The sequence below is a fragment of the Acidimicrobiales bacterium genome, from assembly GCA_035533095.1.
GTDB lineage: Bacteria > Actinomycetota > Acidimicrobiia > Acidimicrobiales > Palsa-688 > DATLUM01.
In genome coordinates this window covers 293591-309781 of sequence record DATLUM010000050.1, presented here as the reverse complement: position 1 = coordinate 309781, position 16191 = coordinate 293591, and the positions used below count along the sequence as shown (strand labels likewise).

The window sequence follows — 16191 nt, the reverse complement described above, 5'->3', positions numbered from 1 at the left end:
TACAACGCCACACCTCGGGCTCGGCGCCTACGGCGGGAACGTCTCCCAGCCCGCGAGCCCGGTGGACCTCGCAGCGGACGCCATAGGTCAGGGAGGTGTGACCATGTCCCCCCTCGCGATGGCAGTCGTAGCAGCGACGGTGGACAGCGGCGCTCTTCACGAGCCGCGCCTCGTCAGCGGTGCCCCGGACGATTCGGTGGCGCCGGCCCCGTTGGATCCCACCGTCGACACCCAGCTGAAGACACTGATGGCGCAGGTCGTCACCAGCCCTGCCGGGACGGCCGCGCAGGCCGGCCTTCCTGCCGGAACATACGGCAAGACCGGTACAGCCGAGTTCGGCTCCGGCCCCAACCCCCCGGAACACGCGTGGTTCATCGGCTTCCGTGGTGATGTCGCGTTCGCCGTGTTCGTCTACGGCGGCGGGGTCGGCGGGACGGTGGCGGCGCCTCTCGCAGCCAAGCTCCTGAAGACACTCGGAACGTACAACCCGTAGTCTTCGTGATCGTCACGGTGTGGGAAACTGGCCCGGCGACCCGGGGACCCACGAGGTGAACATGACCGCCTTCTGCCGCACGTCCATGCACTACCTGAGCCCGACGGGGGAGGGCCCGGCTGACCTTGCTACGGAGGTCACCGTTCTCGACGGCAGGGCCGCGAACCTGCCCGGATGGCAGGTGTGCGGCTTCGAGTTGGTCCAGCACAGTTCGGCGGTGACGGACTGGACGGACGATTCGCAGATCTCGGCGGTCCATTACGAAGAACTCGAGAAGCTTGCCCGGGAGATGACCGGGGCCGACTTCGCGCTCGTGGCCACGCACATCAAGCGCAGCCCCGACGACGCACGCCGTCACGAGCAGCTGTCACCCATCACCTTCGTCCATTCCGACTTCGCAGCCGGGCACGAGAACTTCGTACGGCGCACCTACAGGCAGCCCGGTGAGAACGGCAGGGCAGCACTGGACCGGAACGGCGCGACACCACTGGCGGTGGTGAACGCGAAGCGCACCGTCATCCTGCAGTTCTGGCGCAACACCGGGGAACCGAAGATGGACTTCCCGATCGCCTTCTGCGACGCACGGACCGTCATGCCGGTGGACGCTCGGGCGTTCCACGTGACGGATTACGCCGGGACCGGTGCAAGCTTCGACGCACTCGGTGTAGTCGAGCCTGCTGATCCCGGGACGCACCGCTGGTACGCCTTCCCTGAACTGACCGCCGACGAGGTGGTCGCGTTCCGGACCTACGACACCGAGCTGGTCGCCCAGGGCAAGACCTACTTCACCCCGCACTCGGCGTTCCGCGACCCCGAGGTCGAGGTCGGAAAGCCCGCGCGGTCGAGCATCGAGTTGCGCGCGACCTGCGTCTTCGTCTGAGCCGGCTCGGGCGCCCGCTCGCCGAGGTCCGCGGCTAGTGCCGATGCGCCGCGCCAGCACCAACCAGGTGGTGTGCGGCACCTGGACAGTCCCGCCGTGCCCGTCGACCAGTCGACGCACCTCGGCGAACAGCCCGGTGCTCGGGGTCCTCGCCGAACACGAGTCGCTGTTCCCTCGCTATCAGGTGCCCCTTCCGATCGCGTGCGGAGCTACACCAAACGGCGCAGCAGCTTCTTGGCCCGCTCCGAATACGGGGGGTAGATGATCTTCAGATCCGGACGCGACTTCATGAACAGCGTCGACTTGCGGTGGCTGAAGCATTCGAAGCCCCACCTGCCGTGGTACGCGCCGATGCCGCTATGACCCACCCCTCCGAACGGTAGTTGCGGTGCCATGACGTGCATGAGCGTGTGGTTGGCTGTGGCCCCACCGGAAGGCATTTCCTCGAACACCCTCTCCACATCCTTGCGCCTCTCCGAGAACACATACGCAGCGAGCGGTTTCTCGCGCGAGTTCACGAACGAGATGGCGTCGTCGAGCGAGTGCACCCCTACGACGGGGAGTATCGGTCCGAAGATCTCGGACTTCATGAGCTCGGACTCCGGGTCGGCGTCGACCACGATCGTCGGCTCGATCGCATTTCCGTCGGAGCCCCCGCCGACGGCGACGTCACCGGGCTTTTCGTCGAGCAGGCGGGTCAGGCGGGCGAACTGGCGGTCGTTGACGATCTTCTGGACGGGCGACTCGCCGGCGCGCATCTCGCGGACGCTCTTCTCGAGGGCATCGACGAGTTTCTCCTTGACCGGTTCCTCGACGAGGACGTAGTCGGGGGCGATGCACGTCTGCCCGGAATTGAGGAGCTTGCCGAACGCGATCCGCCTGGCTGCGACCTCGACGTCGGCGTCCTTGGTCACGATGGCGGGGCTCTTGCCGCCGAGTTCGAGCGTCACGGGAGTGAGGTGGGCCGCGGCGGCCTGCATGACCTTCCGGCCGATCTCGGTCCCCCCGGTGAAGAACACGTGGTCGACCCGAGCGTCGATCAACTGCTGCGTCACCGCAGCGTCGCCTTCCACGACCTTCACTGCGTCGGCGTCCAGGTACCTGGGGATGAGCTCGGCCATCGTCGCTGAGGAAGCCGGCGCGTTCTCGGAAGGCTTCACCACGACGCAGTTGCCTGCGGCGACAGCGCCGACGAGGGGCGCGAGGCAGAGGTAGAACGGGTAGTTCCAGGGCCCGATGACGAGCACGACGCCGAGCGGCTCGTAGCGGTAGTAGGCCTTGCCCGGCATCACGGCGAGCGGGACCGGTACCCGCTTCGGTCGCATCCAACGCTTCAGGTGCCGGATGGCGTACTTGACCTCGCCCCGTGTCGAGGCGATATCGCCGAACCAGGCGTCGTGTTGGTTCCGGCCGAGGTCCGCGCCGAGGGCCTTGGCGATCGCCGGCTCTTCCTGCGTCAGGAGGCGGGATACTCCCTCCAACTGACGCAGCCTCCAGTCGAGCGGTCTGGTGCGCCCGCTGGCAAACGCGTCGCGTAGGGATGCCACCACCTCGATCGGCGACGCCCCTGGGCCGTCGCCGTTGATACTCGTGCTCTGACCCAGCGTCGAAGTCATGAGGCAGACCTCCTCAGTAGCAGTCTCAGTTGACATTCCATCCGGTCACCACAGCCGCTCAGGCATCCACTATCACGAACAACATGCCCGCCTGGCAGGCGATCTGACCGCCGACCCGGGCGGTCCCGTGGCCCCGGCCGGCGGAGGAGCCCAGGTGATCGAGCTCGACCTCCAGCTCCAATTCATCGCCCGGCACGACCTGGCGGCGGAACCTTGCCTTGTCGACACCGCCGAACAGCGGCAGCTTCCCCCGGTATCGCTCGTCGGCCAGCAATGCGATTCCACCGAGCTGCGCGAGGGCCTCGACCATCAACACTCCTGGCAGTGTCGGGCGCCCGGGGAAGTGGCCCGAGAAGAACGCCTCATCTCCCGTCAGCCTCCAGACACCTCGCGCCGACTTGGCGGGCACCACCTCCGACACCGAATCCACGAAGAGGAACGGCGGCCGGTGGGGCAGCACCTCGTCTGGTCGCATCAGTGCCCCATCCCCAAACCGCCGTCGACGGGGACGACCGCCCCCGTGATGTAACCCGCCTCGTCGGAGGCGAGGAATCTCACCACGGCTGCCACCTCCGCAGGCGATGCCATTCGCTTCAGCGGGACCTGATCCAGGATCTCCGCCTGGCGTGCCTCGCTCAGCTGCGCGGTCATGTCCGTGGTCACGAACCCGGGCGCCACGACGTTCACCGTCACGCCACGCCCGCCGATCTCGCGCGCCAGGCTGCGCGCCAAGCCGATCAATCCTGCCTTGGACGCGGCATAGTTCGTCTGTCCGGCCGACCCAGTCATCCCGACGACGGACGAGATGAAGATGATGCGGCCCCTTCTGGCCCGAATCATCTTCGACGTCGCCCGGCGGGCTACCCGGTACGCGCCATTCAGGTTCGCGTCGATCACAGAGCGCCACGCTTCCTCTTTCATCGAAAGAAGCAGCTGGTCCGCGTTGATGCCCGCGTTGGACACCAGCACCTCGACCGCGCCGGCCTGTTCCTCGACCTCCGCGAACGCTCGCTCGACGTCCTCGCCAGACGTCACGTCGCACTGCACGGACAAGAAGCCTTCGACCGGCTTGTCGCGGTAGGTGACCGCAACCGTGTCGCCGGCGTCCCTGAACGACTCCGCGATCGCCAGCCCGATCCCGCGGTTTCCTCCGGTCACGAGCACGACACGACCGGTCATGGCCGCGGGTCCATCGTGTCAGACCCCCATTGCGTGGTAGCCGCCGTCCACGTGCACCATCTCGCCGGTGGTAGCAGGGAACCAGTCGGACAGCAACGCCACGCAAGCTTTCGCCACCGGCGACGGATCGGTCACGCTCCACCCGAGCGGTGCCCGGTCGTCCCACACCTCCTCGAAACGGGAGAACCCGGGTATCGACTTGGCGGCCATGGTCTTGACCGGGCCGGCCGCGACGAGGTTGACCCGGATGCCGTCGGGCCCGAGGTCGCGCGCGAGGTAGCGCGCTGTCGATTCGAGCGCGGCCTTGGCGACGCCCATCCAGTCGTAGCCCGGCCAGGCCACCGTCGCGTCGAAATCGAGGCCGACGACCGACCCTCCGCCGGCGGCGCGCATCAGTTCCCGGAAGCCGGCAGCGAGCAACTTCAACGAAAACGCCGATATCTCCAACGCCACCTTCACGTCGTCCCACCCGGCTTCGAGGAACCCTCCTCCGAGGCAGGAAGCTGGCGCGAAGCCGATCGAATGCAGCACACCGTCGACCCGGCCCCAGCGTTTCTCCAACTCAGCGGCCACCGCCTCGACGTGGCCGGCCTCGGTTACGTCCAGCTCCAGCACATCGGGGGGACCGTCGAGCTTGCGCGCGATTCGCTTGGTCAAGGAAAGACCCCGGCCCGCGCCGGTCAGGATCAGCTCGGCACCCTCGCTCTGCGCGAGTTCGGCGACGGCGAACGCGAGTGAATCGCTGGTCAACACGCCGGTCACGACGATCCGTTTGCCTTCGAGCAGCCCGGGCATGGTCCGCCACGATAGGCGCCCCGGGAGCACCGGCCGCCTGTTCGGATCCCCTTGCCGGTCTCGCTACCATCGGCGGGATGCCGCCAGCCGACGGGGTTGACCCCCGTTTCGACGAGCGCATGACCGACCTGGAAGCCCTCATGTGGGGGTTGGAGAGGGCAGACCCGTCGTTGCAGACGGTGATGGTCATGGCGGGCGTGCTCGACCGGCCGGTCGATCCGGCGGTGATGATCGAGAGGCTGGAAGCGACCTGCCGGTCAGTCCCCAGGCTGACCGAGCTGCCCCAACCGGGGCCGCTGCCGATGGTGCCGCCGAGGTGGGTCGGAGATCCCGGGTTCGACGTCGCCAACCACCTGAGGTCCGACAGCGTCGCCGGCGGCGCCGATTTCGGCGCTTTGTCGCGGGTCGTCGAGCGATCGATGTCCGAGCCGTTCGAAGCCGGGCGCCCGCCCTGGGATTTCACTCTCGTCGACGGTCTCGAAGGTGGCCGCGGCGGGTTCGTGGCCAGGCTGCACCACAGCTACACCGATGGCCAGGGCGCGGTGCAGATAGCGCTCGGGCTCTTCGACTCACCCGAGGGTGCCGCACCGCCCACGGACGCCCAGGTGACGGCACCCGCGACGACGCCGGCGGGCATTGCCGTCGAGAGCCTCGTGTCGGACGTCGTTCACGAGGTAGCCGCGGGACTCTCAGCGGTTCGCAAGCTCGCTCCGTGGGCCGCTGGAGCACTCAGGGACGCTTTCGACAACCCGGCCGACGCCGCTGCGCGCACAGCCGAGTTGGCGACTTCGCTCGCGCGCACCGCTCGCGCCGCCATGCTTCCCGGTAGCCCGGTGCTGTCCCGGCGCTCGGGGGAGACCCGCGTCGCGGCGGTCCGGTTGAACCTCGACGAGCTTCGCGCCGCGGGGAAGAACTGCGGCGGGACGGTCAACGACGTCTTCCTCGCCGGCATTCTCGGCGGGTTGTCCATGTACCACGAGAAGGTGGGAGCGCCGTTCCCCGCGGTCAAACTCGGCATCCCCGTGAGCACTCGAGGTGGCGGCGACAGCCTTCACAACCAACTGCAGGGAATGCTGCTTCGGGCACCTCTCAACCTCCGTGACCCGAAGGAGAGGATCCGTTTGATCCATGCGATGGTCGCCGAGACGAGGCAGCAGCCCTGGTTGCCGCTCATCGACGTCGCCGCGGCCGCGGCGGTGCGCCTGCCGTTCGCTCCGAACGCACTGGCCGGTATGGTCCGCTACACCGAGGTTCTCGCCTCCAACCTGCCCGGCCCGCCAGAGCGTCTGTACCTGGCCGGCGCCGGGGTCGATGTCCTGGTCCCGTTCGGTCCCCGGGCGGGTTCGGCACTGAACCTCACGCTGCTCAGCTACGCGGGTGGCGTGGCGATCGGCGTCAACGCGGACGCGGCCGCGCTAAGCGACCACGACCTGTTCGTCGGCTGCCTGAGCGAGGGATTCGACGAAGTCCTCGCGTGAGCCGGCCCGGCGCTTTCAGCCGCCGGCCCGCGGCTGCTTCGTGAACCTCTGCCTCGACTCCTCGACGATCCGCTCAGCTTCGTCGCGCCCCTGCCAACCTCCGAGCTCGGTTCCCTTGCCGGGCTCGAGGTCCTTGTAGATCTGGAAGAAGTGGCCGATCTCGCGCAGCTCGTGGGCGGGAACGTCTTCCAGCTCGTTGACGCCCTCCCACCGAGGGTCGCTCGCAGGGACGCAAAGGAGCTTGTAGTCCTGCCCCTCCTCGTCGCGCATGCTGAAGACCCCGACCGGCCTGGCATGGATGTGGCAACCCGGGAAAGTGGGCTCCTCCAGCACGACCATCGCGTCCAGGGGATCTCCGTCGTCCGCCAGCGTGTCCGGGACGTACCCGTAATCCTCGGGATAACGGGTGGCGGTGAAGAGCATCCGGTCCAGCCAGATGGCGCCGTTCTCATCGGCCTCGTACTTGTTGCGTGTCCCCTTCGGGATCTCGACGATCACCTCGATCTGCATGATCGTTGTGTTACCACGCGGCGCGCCCGCGCTCGCCGACAAGGTTGGCTCCGCGTAGTCCGGATTGCCGGGTTTCAGCGTTATGCCCACCACTGTGAGTGGGAAATTGCGTAGTCGATACTGACGCCGTAAGCAGTGGGCGCCCCTATTGTCGCCACTGTGAGGGGCAAAATTCCAGTTTTCGTGTACGCAGCGGATCCGCTGTCGGCCGCTGGGGCGAAGGCACAACTGATGGGCGAGCCTGGCATCGAGTTGCTCGGCCCGGTGGACATCGATCGTGCTCGAGTGGCACTGCTCGTGACCGAGGCCGCGGACGCCGCGACCGCGCGGGTTGTGCGTGCGATCCAGCGCGATGGCGTGCCGGGCGTCGTGCTGGTAGCGGGTCGCTTCGACGTGGAGGGCGTCGTGGCCGCCGCAGCGGCCGGCGTGTCCGGTTTCCTCCGCAGGACCGACGCCACGAGTTCGCGGTTGGTTGCGGCCATTCGCGAGGCCGATCAGCCGGGATGCCACCTGCCCGAGGGTTTGATGAGGAAGGCCGCCGCCATGAGGGGGCATCTCGGCGAGGCATCCGAGGTTGTCGACGTGACCGATGACGGGCCCGTGAGCGCCTCGCCGGCGGATGGCAGTGTGTCGACCATTGCAGCCCCACGCCTTTCCGTGCGCGAGGCCGAGGTGCTGCGCCTCGTGGCCGAGGGCTACGACACGGCCGACGTCGCCGAGAAGCTCGCCTATTCCGAGAGCACGATCAAGGGAATCCTCGCCAAGGTGATGACGAAGATCGAGGCCCGGAATCGTTGCCATGCCGTGGCGATAGTCATGCGGAACGGTCTCATCTAGCCGCGACACTCGTTCCGGCTCGCCCGGCGCCAAGCCCGGCGCCGAACACGACGGGATGGAGCGGCCATGCACAGACAAGCGGCCGGTGGCACCGGACGGCTTCTGGCATGCCCGGTGTGCGGGGTCAGGCTCGATGCTGGCTTGGTTGCCTGCCCGAATGCATGGTGCGGCAGGGCCGACCGCGGCTTCTCGGTCGCGTTCTCGGTCGGCGTTCACACCGGTGCGCTTCGCCATGCCCTGCTGCGCTACAAGTACAACCGGGAGCTCTGGTGGTCCGAGGTCTTCGCCGGAAACGTCGCGCGGTACCTGCGCGCGAACTCCACCTGGTTCGAGGAGTTCGACCTGATCACCGGCGTGCCTGCCTACACCGGTTCTGGCTCGCGCCGCGGATGGGATCCTGTGGGGACGATCCTGGAGAAGCTCGAGACCCTCGTCGGACACGAGTGGGAGGTCGCCGGCGGCGTACTCGCGAAGACCGCCGAGACACGTCCGATGCAACGGCTCTCCGCTGCCGGCCGCCGCGCCCTGGCAACAGGCCCGCTGAGACGGGTCCTGGCCGTCCCGAGACCGGAGGTTGTCGACGGTGCCCGCGTTCTGGTGTTCGATGACGTGATGACCGGTGGCGGCACGCTGCGCGAAGTCGCTCGAGCGTTGCGGGCTGCCGGCGCGGAGGAGGTGGCAGGCCTGGTGCTCGCACGCCTCCCCTGGGCGGGCCGGCCGCCCGTCTAGGTTGGCGGCGATGGCAGGGGATCTCGTCAAAGTCTCCGTGTCGGACGTACGAGTGGCGGTCGCAGCCGGGCCCGGGGTCGAGGCAGGGCTGGTCACCCTTCGCGAGGACGATCCGCCCCATCGATCGGTGCCGATCATCATCGGGCAGCCCGAGGCCCGGGCGATACAGGGCGCTTGGACGGGTGCGGTGCAGGTTCGGCCGTCGACCTGGGACCTCTTCGTCAGCGCAATCGCGAGTGTCGGCGCGCGCCTCGACCGGGTCGTCATCAACGACGTCGAGGAACACCGACACTTCTTCGCGACGATAGAGATGGAGGCGGCAGGTGACAGGCGAGTGCTGCCTGCACGACCGTCGGACGCGATCGCGCTGGCGCTGCGCGCTTATGGGGCCGAGATCTACGTGGCAGAGCCGGTCATGGAGAAGCTCGGGCTGCCGGCCGGGCCGGGCGCCTAGACCTGCGGCTCGAGCCGCGTCGAGCCGGCGCTACACCTGGTAGCTGAAGCTCCCGCCGTCGATCACTACGCCGCTCGGGGTCGAAGTGCGGAACATCGCACTGCCATCGCCGGTCACCCACACGCTGACGGTCAGGTCCTCACCGGGGAACACCGGCTTGGAGAACCGGGCGGCCATCATCTTGAACCGCTCGGGATCGGAGCCGCAGAGGGTGTGGAGCAGGGCACGGCCGGTGAAGCCGAAGCTGCACAACCCGTGGAGGATCGGCTTGTCGAAACCACCCATCGCAGCGAACGACGGGTCCGAGTGCAACGGGTTGCGGTCACCGGAAAGCCGGTAGATGAGCGCCTGGTCCAGCCGGGTGTTGTAGGTGACCGTGTTGTCAGGACCCCGCTCCGGGAAGTCGGCCTTCGAGGACGGGCCGCGGTCGCCGCCGAAGCCACCCTCGCCGCGGATGAACGCGGAGCTCGTCGTGGTCCACAGCTTGTCTCCGGTCTTGGCGTCGGTAGCGACGGTCTCGGTCGCGACCACCGCTCCAGAACCCTTGTCGTAGATGCCCGCGATGGTGGTCGTCGCCGACACGGTTCCTTCGACGGGCAGGCTGCCGTACAGCTCTACCGATTGCTCGCCGTGCACGAGCATCGCGGGGTTGAAGTCCCCGATCTTTCCGAAGGCGCCGGCACCCCCCGGGACCACGACCGGGAACGTCGGCAGCACCTTCTGGGTCACGCCGTTGCTGTTCTCGGTCGTGAACTCGAGTTCGAATCCGGTGGGGTCGATCGCACCTGCGCCCACACCGAGGGCGTAGAGGAGGCAGTCCTTTGAGCCCCACGACGACTCGCGTGGCTCGCTCGAGTATCCGACGGCATCAGGGTTGATCGGCATGCCAGGACTGTATGCCGGGACAAGCCGCCGGCGCTCGTCCGGCGTCGGCGGGGGGGCGAAGCCAGCGGAAAGCGGCCACACGATGCAGTATCGGACAGAGAAAGCGCAGAGACCTATGCACGCCTGCAAACCCTGTCCTCTAGCGGCCCATCCCAAGCGGGGCGAGTGGACACAGAATGCAATGGCCCTCATCGCCGGTCCGAACCCTGGCCGCCTAGGGGCCGCGGATGCCGCGGATGGGCGCGGATGCCGCGGATGCCAAGGCGGACGGGCCGCCGGGCCGCCGCGCGGTCGACCTCGGGTCAGGCCAGCCGGACTTCCACGTCGAATCCGCCGGCGCTCCCGGCGCCGCCACTCCCGCCGGCCCGGACCTCGACCCTCAGGTCCTCGATCACGCCGGCCTGTCGAAGGTCGTCGGCGACGCTGCGCAGGAGGCCCGCCCGACCCGCATCGGCGGCGCGGACCGTAGTGGACGCAACCGGCGCTCGCAGGGACACGCCCGCTTCGGTCTTGGCGCGGCGGATCTCCGCGAGCACCTGGACTGCCGCCTCCAAGACCTCCAAGACCGCCGCGTCGCCGCCGGCGGGGATCTCGTCGGGCGCGGGCCAGGCGGAGCGGTGGATCGAGCCCCCGTCGTGCCACCACGACCAGACCTCTTCGGTGACGAATGGAAGGATCGGAGCGAACAACCGGAGCAGCACTGACAGGCACGTCCTCAAGGCGGCCCGCGCGGACACCGCCCGGTCCGAGCCGAGGGTGCCGTACGCCCGGTTCTTGACCAGCTCCAGGTAGTCGTCGCAGAACGACCAGAAGAACGCCTCAGTCCGCTCCAGCGCCCGGGCGTAGTCGTAGCCCTCGAACGCGACCGTCACCTCGGTGACCAGCGACCGCAACGACGAGAGAACAGCGAGGTCGACGGCCTCGCTGGCGGCCGCACCCTCCGGGACGTCGCCGGCCTCTAGGACGAACCTCGAAGCGTTGAGGATCTTGATGGCCAGCTTGCGGCCGATCTTCATCTGCCCCTCGTTGAACGCCGTGTCGGTGCCCGGCCGGCCGCTCGCGGACCAGTAGCGAACCGCGTCCGACCCGTACTTCTCGAGCAGGGCCATCGGGGTGACGACGTTGCCCTTCGACTTGGACATCTTCTTGCGGTCCGGGTCGAGTATCCATCCCGAGATCGCCGCGTCGGTCCACGGGAGTGAGTCGAACTCGAGGTGGCTGCGCACGACCGTGGAGAACAGCCATGTCCGGATGATGTCGTGGGCCTGCGGGCGAAGATCCATGGGGAACACACGCGAGAACAGGTCGGGGTCGTCCTCCCATCGCCCCGCGATCTGAGGTGTCAGAGAAGAAGTCGCCCATGTATCCATCACGTCCGGGTCCGCCATGAACCCGCCGGGCTGACCACGCTGCGACTCGTCGTAACCGCTCGGCACATCCGTCGTCGGATCCACCGGCAGCGAGGACTCGTCGGGCAGCAACGGCGACGAGTACTCGGGAGCGCCCGAGGCGTCCAACCGGTACCAGACAGGGAACGGCACGCCGAAGAACCGCTGCCGGCTGATCAGCCAGTCGGTGTTCAGCCCCTCGACCCAGTTGGCGTAGCGGCTCTCCATGTAAGGCGGGTGCCAGCGCAATTCCCGGCCGCGCTCGAGCAGCTCGGCGCGGTGCGCGAGGGTCCGGTAGAACCATTGCCGGCTCGTGACGATCTCGAGGGGCCGCTCGCCCTTCTCGTAGAACTTGACCGGGTGGGTGATCTGCCGTGGCTCTCCGACCAGCTCACCAGACTCGCGTAGCAGCTCCACCGTCCGTGTTTGGGCCTGGCGCACCGTGCGCCCCGCGAGCTCCGACTCATACAGCGCCGCCGCTTCACCCTCGACACCCGCCGGCGCCGAACCGGCCAGGCGCCCGTCACGCCCGACGACCGCCCTCACCGGCAGCCCCAGCTCCCTCCACCAAACCACGTCGGTGACGTCACCGAAGGTGCAGATCATCGCGACGCCCGTCCCCTTGTCGGGCTGGGCCAGCGGATGGGTGACGAAAGGAACAGAGACGCCGAACAGCGGCGTGCGCACAGATGAACCGACCAACCCCGAGAAGCGTGCATCGTCGGGGTGCGCGACGACGGCGACGCACGAGACCAGCAGCTCGGGACGGGTCGTGTCGATCAGCAGGTCCGACCCGTCCGCCAGGTGGAACACGAGTTGGTGGTACGCCCCCGGCCTTTCACGATCCTCGAGCTCGGCCTGCGCCACCGCGGTGCGGAAGTCGACGTCCCACAGCGTCGGCGCCTCGGCCGAGTAGGCCTCCCCGCGCTCGAGCAGCCGCAGGAACCCGCGCTGGGAGGCGCGCCGCGCCCCCTCGCCGATCGTGGTGTAGTGCTGCTGCCAGTCGACCGAGAGCCCGAGATGCCGGTACAGGGCCTCGAACGCCTTCTCGTCCTCTGCAACCAGGCGCTCGCAGAGCTCCACGAAGTTCGGTCGCGACACGGCGACCGGGTCTTTTCCACTCGGAAGACCACCCTCCACGGGCGGCCGAAAGGAATCGTCGTACGGCAGCGAGGGATCACAACGAACGCCGTAGTAGTTCTGAACCCTCCTCTCGGTAGCGAGCCCGTTGTCGTCCCAGCCCATCGGATAGAAGACGTTCAGGCCGCGCATGCGCTTGTAGCGGGCGATCGTGTCGGTGTGGGTGTAGGAGAAGACGTGCCCGACGTGAAGCGACCCGCTCACCGTCGGCGGCGGCGTGTCGATCGAGTACACCTGTTCGCGCGTCGTGGCCCGGTCGAACGCGTAGACGCGCTCGGCCTCCCAGTGCTCTGCCCACTTGTCTTCGAGGCCGTCGAGGGTGGGCTTGTCCGGGACTGCTTGCGGCATGATCCCGCTACGGTACTTGTGTGCTGCGCCTCTTCGACACCGCATTGGGGGCGGTCGCGCCGCTGGAGCCCCGGGACCCGGGTCGTGTCTCCATGTACGTGTGCGGCCCGACCGTCTCAGGGGAGCCGCACCTGGGGCACGGCCGCTTCAACGTCGTCTGGGACGTCTGCCGGCGCTACCTCGAATGGAGCGGTCTGGAGGTCCGCTACGTCTCCAACGTCACCGACATCGAGGACAAGATCATCGCCCGCGCCGCAGAGGAGGGCCGCCCCGTCGAGGAGGTGGCGGACCACTACGAGCGCCTCTGGTTCGAGACCATGGAGAGGCTCGGCGTGGCCCGACCGACCGAGACACCGCACGCGACCGCCTACGTCGAGGCGATGATCGAGCTGATCGGGCGGCTCGTGGCCTCGGGCCACGCGTACGTGGGGGGCGACGGGGTGTACTTCTCCGCGTCGAGCGTCGAGGGGTACGGGTTGCTTGCCAGGCAGTCGATCGAGTCGTTGATGGCGGGGGCGAGGGTCGAGGCGGGAGAGGAGGCGGGCAAGCGCTCGCCGGTCGACTTCGCCCTGTGGAAGGTCGCCAAGCCGGGGGAGCCGAGCTGGCCCTCGCCGTGGGGCGCCGGCCGCCCCGGGTGGCACACCGAGTGCGTCGTGATGTCGCTCGATCTCCTCGGGGAGGACTTCGACCTGCACACCGGTGGCCTCGATCTCGCCTTCCCCCACCACGAAAACGAGCGGGCGCAAGCCCTCGCCGACCACCGCCGGTTCTCCCGGCGCTGGGCGCACAACGGGATGGTGGAGGACGAGCGCGGGGAGAAGATGAGCAAGTCGGTGGGCAACACCCTGTCGCTGCTGGAGCTCCTCGACACCTACGACCCGCGGGCGTTCCGGCTGCAGGTCCTGCAGTCGCACTACCGCGGCCCCATGACCGTTGGCCCGACGACGCTCGCGGCGGCTGCCGCCGGCGTGGAGCGCCTGGACTCGTTCGCCCGCGAGTTCTCGTCGGCCCGGGGCTGCTCGCCGGAGCCCGCGGCGCTGGATCGGTTCAGGGAACGCATGGACGACGACCTCGACACACCCAACGCGGTCGCTCTCGGATTCGAGTTGGTAAAAGACGCCCGCGCCGCGCGGGGTGGCGAGGCCTCGGCGAAGGCCGCCGCGGTGTTCGAGATCTTCGAAGCGGCGCTGGGTGTGCCGCTACGCGATGTGAGCGAGGGCCCCACGCAGGAGGCGCTCGCCAAGGCCGCCGCGCGCGACGAGGCCCGGGCCGCCAAGGACTGGGCCCGCGCCGATTCGTTGCGAGCCGAGCTGCAGGACGACGGCTGGATTGTCGAGGACGGACCCCGGGGGACCACAATTCGCAGGTGAGCTTCGAAGAGGACACCGCCGTCCGCTGGGACGACCCGGTGTGGAGGGCCGACCTCAACCCCCGCTGGAACGTCGGCAACAACCCGAACGGCGGCTACCTCTTGGCGGTAGCCGTGCGTGCCATGCTCGCCGACGCGGGCCGCGAAGACCCGCTGTCGGTGACCGCCCACTACCTCTCGCCGCCGGTGGGTGGAGACGTGGAGATCCGCACCGAGGTGTTCAAGTCGGGCAAGACGCTCGCCAACGTGTCTGCTTCCGTGGTGCAAGCCGGTCGTGAGCGTGTGCGCGTGGTGGGCGTCTTCGGGGACCTGTCGGACCGGCGCGGGCCGACGCGCATCAGCGCCAGACCCCCTGATATCCCGCCTCCCGACGAGTGCGCCAGCCTCCTCGACCTCACCCGCCAGGCAGGGCGGGCGGTCCCCGAGGTGATGAACCGTTTCGACCTGCGCCTCCCGCCCGACAGCCCGTGGGGCAGACCGGGCGAGGGCGACCCGTTCGAGATCACCGGCTGGATCCGCTTCAACGACGGCACCCAGCCCTCCGCCCTCTCCTCCGTCGCTTTCGCCGACGCGTTCCCGCCGACTCTCCTGGGTGCCCTCGCCGCCGGCTGGGTGCCGACGATCGAGCTGACCGTCCACGTGCGTGCAAGGCCCGCGCCCGGGTGGCTGCTCGGCACCTTCAAGACCCGTGTTCTCGTCGACGGTCTCATGGAGGAAGACGGCGAGCTGTGGGACAGCGACGGCAGACCGGTCGCGCTGTCGCGCCAGCTCGCCATGGTGCTCGGTAGTTGAGTTGCCCGCGACGTTGAGGCCCGGTTGAAACGCCGGCAGCAGGGGCGGGGGCGGGGGCGGGAAAGCCTGCCGGCCGGGTTCGGCACGATCTGGACCGCGGTTGCGGTCGACCTCGTCGGGTGGGGGATCGTCCTGCCGATCCTGCCGATCTACGCCAAGCGTTTCCACACCTCGTCATTTGACGCGGCGCTGCTCGTCGCAGCCTTCTCGGCCGCCAGCTTCGTCTTCTCGCCGCTGTGGGGGCGGGTGTCGGACCGGTTCGGCCGGCGACCCGTGCTCCTGGTATCGCTGGCGGGGACCGCGGTCGGGAGCCTGCTCACGGGAGTCGCGGGAGGCTTCACTTTGCTGATGGTGGGGCGCATCGTCGACGGTGCCTCGGGTGCGAGCGTGTCGGTCGCCCAGGCGGCGGCCGCCGACCTCGCCCGGCCCGAGGACCGTGCCCGGCTCTTCGGGCTGCTCGGCGCGGCGTTCGGGCTGGGATTCGTCGCCGGGCCCGCTCTCGGGGCGATCGCCGCGCTGAGCGGGCCCCGGCTGCCGTTCTACGTCGCGGCGGCGATCGCCGCCGCCAACACGCTCGTCGCCTTCAAGCGCCTGCCGGAAACCCACGTTCCATCCACAGCTGGAGCGGAGTCACCGGTGACGCGCGAACCGCTGCTCGGCGGGCGGTTCTCCGACGTCGCGCCGCTCCTGGCCGTGGCCTTCGCCGCGCTCGTCGCCTTCTCCGGGTTCGAGGCCACGTTCGCCTTGTTCGGCCAGCGCCGGCTCGGCTTCGGGATAGCCGGTGCCGCCGGCGTCTTCACCGCGGTGGGTGCCGCGATCGTGCTGGTCCAGGTGGGCCTGGTGGCCCGGGTGGTGCGCCGGATGGGGGAGCGCGTGACCCTCATCGGCGGTCTGGTGACCAACGCCGGCGGCCTCGCCTTGCTGGCCGCCTCCGACTCGTGGGCGCTCGCCGCGCCGGCGTTGTTGGCCCTGACCGTTGGCCAGGGACTCGTTCAGACGACCATGGCTACCGTGCTTGTCGGGCGCGCCGGTGCCGGCGCGCGGGGCAGGGCGCTGGGCGCTCAGCAGTCCGCCGGCGGGCTGGCGCGCATCGCCGGCCCGGCCGCGGGTGGGGCGCTGCTCGGCTCGCACGCCTCGGGGTGGCCGTATGCGGGCGGGGCGGCGCTGACGTTGATCGCCGCAGTCCTCGCGGCAGGGGCGCTAACGGTCAATCGCGAAATAGCCGCGTGACCGGGAAGGGTCGGAGCCGCGATTACTCCGCGCGGCCGAGGGGGTATGTTACCTTTCGGTAACCTCAG

Annotated in this window: 16 protein-coding genes; 9 read left to right on the top strand and 7 right to left on the bottom strand. The window is 68.9% G+C overall.

The window, feature by feature from the left end; all coding sequences use genetic code 11:
* Together VNF71_06515 and VNF71_06510 are read left to right on the top strand one after the other, a co-directional pair.
* A partial coding sequence (locus VNF71_06515; protein ID HVA74201.1) for a penicillin-binding transpeptidase domain-containing protein occupies positions 1 to 493 on the top strand: 493 nt, incomplete at its 5' end.
* Positions 494 to 512: 19 nt separating this feature from the next.
* The gene (locus tag VNF71_06510) at positions 513 to 1373 is read left to right on the top strand and encodes a CmcJ/NvfI family oxidoreductase (protein ID HVA74200.1); all 861 of its coding nucleotides are present in this window, start codon (positions 513 to 515) and stop codon (positions 1371 to 1373) included.
* Between the two features lie 209 nt (positions 1374 to 1582).
* Here the strand turns inward: VNF71_06510 and VNF71_06505 are convergent, their stop codons facing one another.
* From VNF71_06505 to fabI, 4 genes are read right to left on the bottom strand one after another with little or no spacing between them, the layout of a single operon-like run.
* Entirely contained in the window at positions 1583 to 2989 is a 1407-nt protein-coding gene (locus VNF71_06505) for an aldehyde dehydrogenase family protein (GenBank protein HVA74199.1), read from the bottom strand.
* A 58-nt stretch (positions 2990 to 3047) separates the two neighbouring features.
* A complete protein-coding gene (gene fabZ, locus VNF71_06500; protein HVA74198.1) occupies positions 3048 to 3464 on the bottom strand; it encodes a 3-hydroxyacyl-ACP dehydratase FabZ in 417 nt (138 codons plus the stop codon).
* The gene (gene fabG / locus VNF71_06495; protein ID HVA74197.1) at positions 3464 to 4168 is read right to left on the bottom strand and encodes a 3-oxoacyl-ACP reductase FabG; all 705 of its coding nucleotides are present in this window, start codon (positions 4166 to 4168) and stop codon (positions 3464 to 3466) included. Before fabG ends, fabZ begins: the two co-directional genes overlap by 1 nt.
* 18 nt (positions 4169 to 4186) lie before the next feature.
* Positions 4187 to 4963 carry an enoyl-ACP reductase FabI gene (gene fabI / locus VNF71_06490; GenBank protein ID HVA74196.1) on the bottom strand — a complete coding sequence of 259 codons (777 nt, stop codon included), beginning with the start codon at positions 4961 to 4963 and terminating at the stop codon, positions 4187 to 4189.
* Between the two features lie 77 nt (positions 4964 to 5040).
* On the opposite strand from fabI, the gene VNF71_06485 reads away from it, so the two are divergent.
* The gene (locus VNF71_06485; protein HVA74195.1) at positions 5041 to 6441 is read left to right on the top strand and encodes a wax ester/triacylglycerol synthase domain-containing protein; all 1401 of its coding nucleotides are present in this window, start codon (positions 5041 to 5043) and stop codon (positions 6439 to 6441) included.
* A 15-nt stretch (positions 6442 to 6456) separates the two neighbouring features.
* Here the strand turns inward: VNF71_06485 and VNF71_06480 are convergent, their stop codons facing one another.
* Positions 6457 to 7041 (bottom strand): inorganic diphosphatase, encoded by a 585-nt coding sequence (locus tag VNF71_06480; GenBank protein HVA74194.1) that lies wholly within the window; start codon positions 7039 to 7041, stop codon positions 6457 to 6459.
* A 69-nt stretch (positions 7042 to 7110) separates the two neighbouring features.
* Between VNF71_06480 and VNF71_06475 the strand changes: the two genes are divergently transcribed.
* The 3 genes from VNF71_06475 (at position 7111) to VNF71_06465 (ending at position 8971) form a co-directional block, all read left to right on the top strand.
* Positions 7111 to 7788: a LuxR C-terminal-related transcriptional regulator gene (locus VNF71_06475; protein ID HVA74193.1), complete on the top strand. Its 678-nt coding sequence runs from the start codon at positions 7111 to 7113 to the stop codon at positions 7786 to 7788.
* A 66-nt stretch (positions 7789 to 7854) separates the two neighbouring features.
* The gene (locus VNF71_06470; GenBank protein ID HVA74192.1) at positions 7855 to 8517 is read left to right on the top strand and encodes a phosphoribosyltransferase family protein; all 663 of its coding nucleotides are present in this window, start codon (positions 7855 to 7857) and stop codon (positions 8515 to 8517) included.
* 10 nt (positions 8518 to 8527) lie between these two features.
* Entirely contained in the window at positions 8528 to 8971 is a 444-nt protein-coding gene (locus tag VNF71_06465) for a bifunctional nuclease family protein (protein ID HVA74191.1), read from the top strand.
* 30 nt (positions 8972 to 9001) lie between these two features.
* Here VNF71_06465 and VNF71_06460 read toward each other — a convergent pair whose 3' ends face one another.
* Positions 9002 to 9856, bottom strand: a complete 855-nt coding sequence (locus VNF71_06460) for a MaoC/PaaZ C-terminal domain-containing protein (protein HVA74190.1) — start codon at positions 9854 to 9856, stop codon at positions 9002 to 9004.
* 302 nt (positions 9857 to 10158) lie between these two features.
* Positions 10159 to 12732, bottom strand: a complete 2574-nt coding sequence (valS, locus tag VNF71_06455) for a valine--tRNA ligase (protein ID HVA74189.1) — start codon at positions 12730 to 12732, stop codon at positions 10159 to 10161.
* A gap of 20 nt (positions 12733 to 12752) precedes the next feature.
* On the opposite strand from valS, the gene cysS reads away from it, so the two are divergent.
* Genes cysS through VNF71_06440 form a run of 3 tightly spaced genes read left to right on the top strand, consistent with a single transcriptional unit; the run spans position 12753 to position 16123 of the window.
* Entirely contained in the window at positions 12753 to 14102 is a 1350-nt protein-coding gene (cysS, locus tag VNF71_06450; protein ID HVA74188.1) for a cysteine--tRNA ligase, read from the top strand.
* Positions 14099 to 14893: a thioesterase family protein gene (locus tag VNF71_06445; protein HVA74187.1), complete on the top strand. Its 795-nt coding sequence runs from the start codon at positions 14099 to 14101 to the stop codon at positions 14891 to 14893. Before cysS ends, VNF71_06445 begins: the two co-directional genes overlap by 4 nt.
* Before the next feature lie 24 nt (positions 14894 to 14917).
* Entirely contained in the window at positions 14918 to 16123 is a 1206-nt protein-coding gene (locus VNF71_06440; GenBank protein HVA74186.1) for an MFS transporter, read from the top strand.
* The last annotated feature ends 68 nt before the right edge of the window (positions 16124 to 16191 follow it).

Coding starts and splice junctions, on each gene's coding strand:
- VNF71_06470 (HVA74192.1), top strand. CDS start 7,855: ATGCACAGACAAGCGGCCGGTGGCACCGGACGGCTTCTGGCATGCCCG.
- fabG (HVA74197.1), bottom strand. CDS start 4,168: ATGACCGGTCGTGTCGTGCTCGTGACCGGAGGAAACCGCGGGATCGGG.
- VNF71_06505 (HVA74199.1), bottom strand. CDS start 2,989: ATGACTTCGACGCTGGGTCAGAGCACGAGTATCAACGGCGACGGCCCA.
- valS (HVA74189.1), bottom strand. CDS start 12,732: ATGCCGCAAGCAGTCCCGGACAAGCCCACCCTCGACGGCCTCGAAGAC.
- VNF71_06465 (HVA74191.1), top strand. CDS start 8,528: ATGGCAGGGGATCTCGTCAAAGTCTCCGTGTCGGACGTACGAGTGGCG.
- fabI (HVA74196.1), bottom strand. CDS start 4,963: ATGCCCGGGCTGCTCGAAGGCAAACGGATCGTCGTGACCGGCGTGTTG.
- fabZ (HVA74198.1), bottom strand. CDS start 3,464: ATGCGACCAGACGAGGTGCTGCCCCACCGGCCGCCGTTCCTCTTCGTG.
- VNF71_06485 (HVA74195.1), top strand. CDS start 5,041: ATGCCGCCAGCCGACGGGGTTGACCCCCGTTTCGACGAGCGCATGACC.
- VNF71_06460 (HVA74190.1), bottom strand. CDS start 9,856: ATGCCGATCAACCCTGATGCCGTCGGATACTCGAGCGAGCCACGCGAG.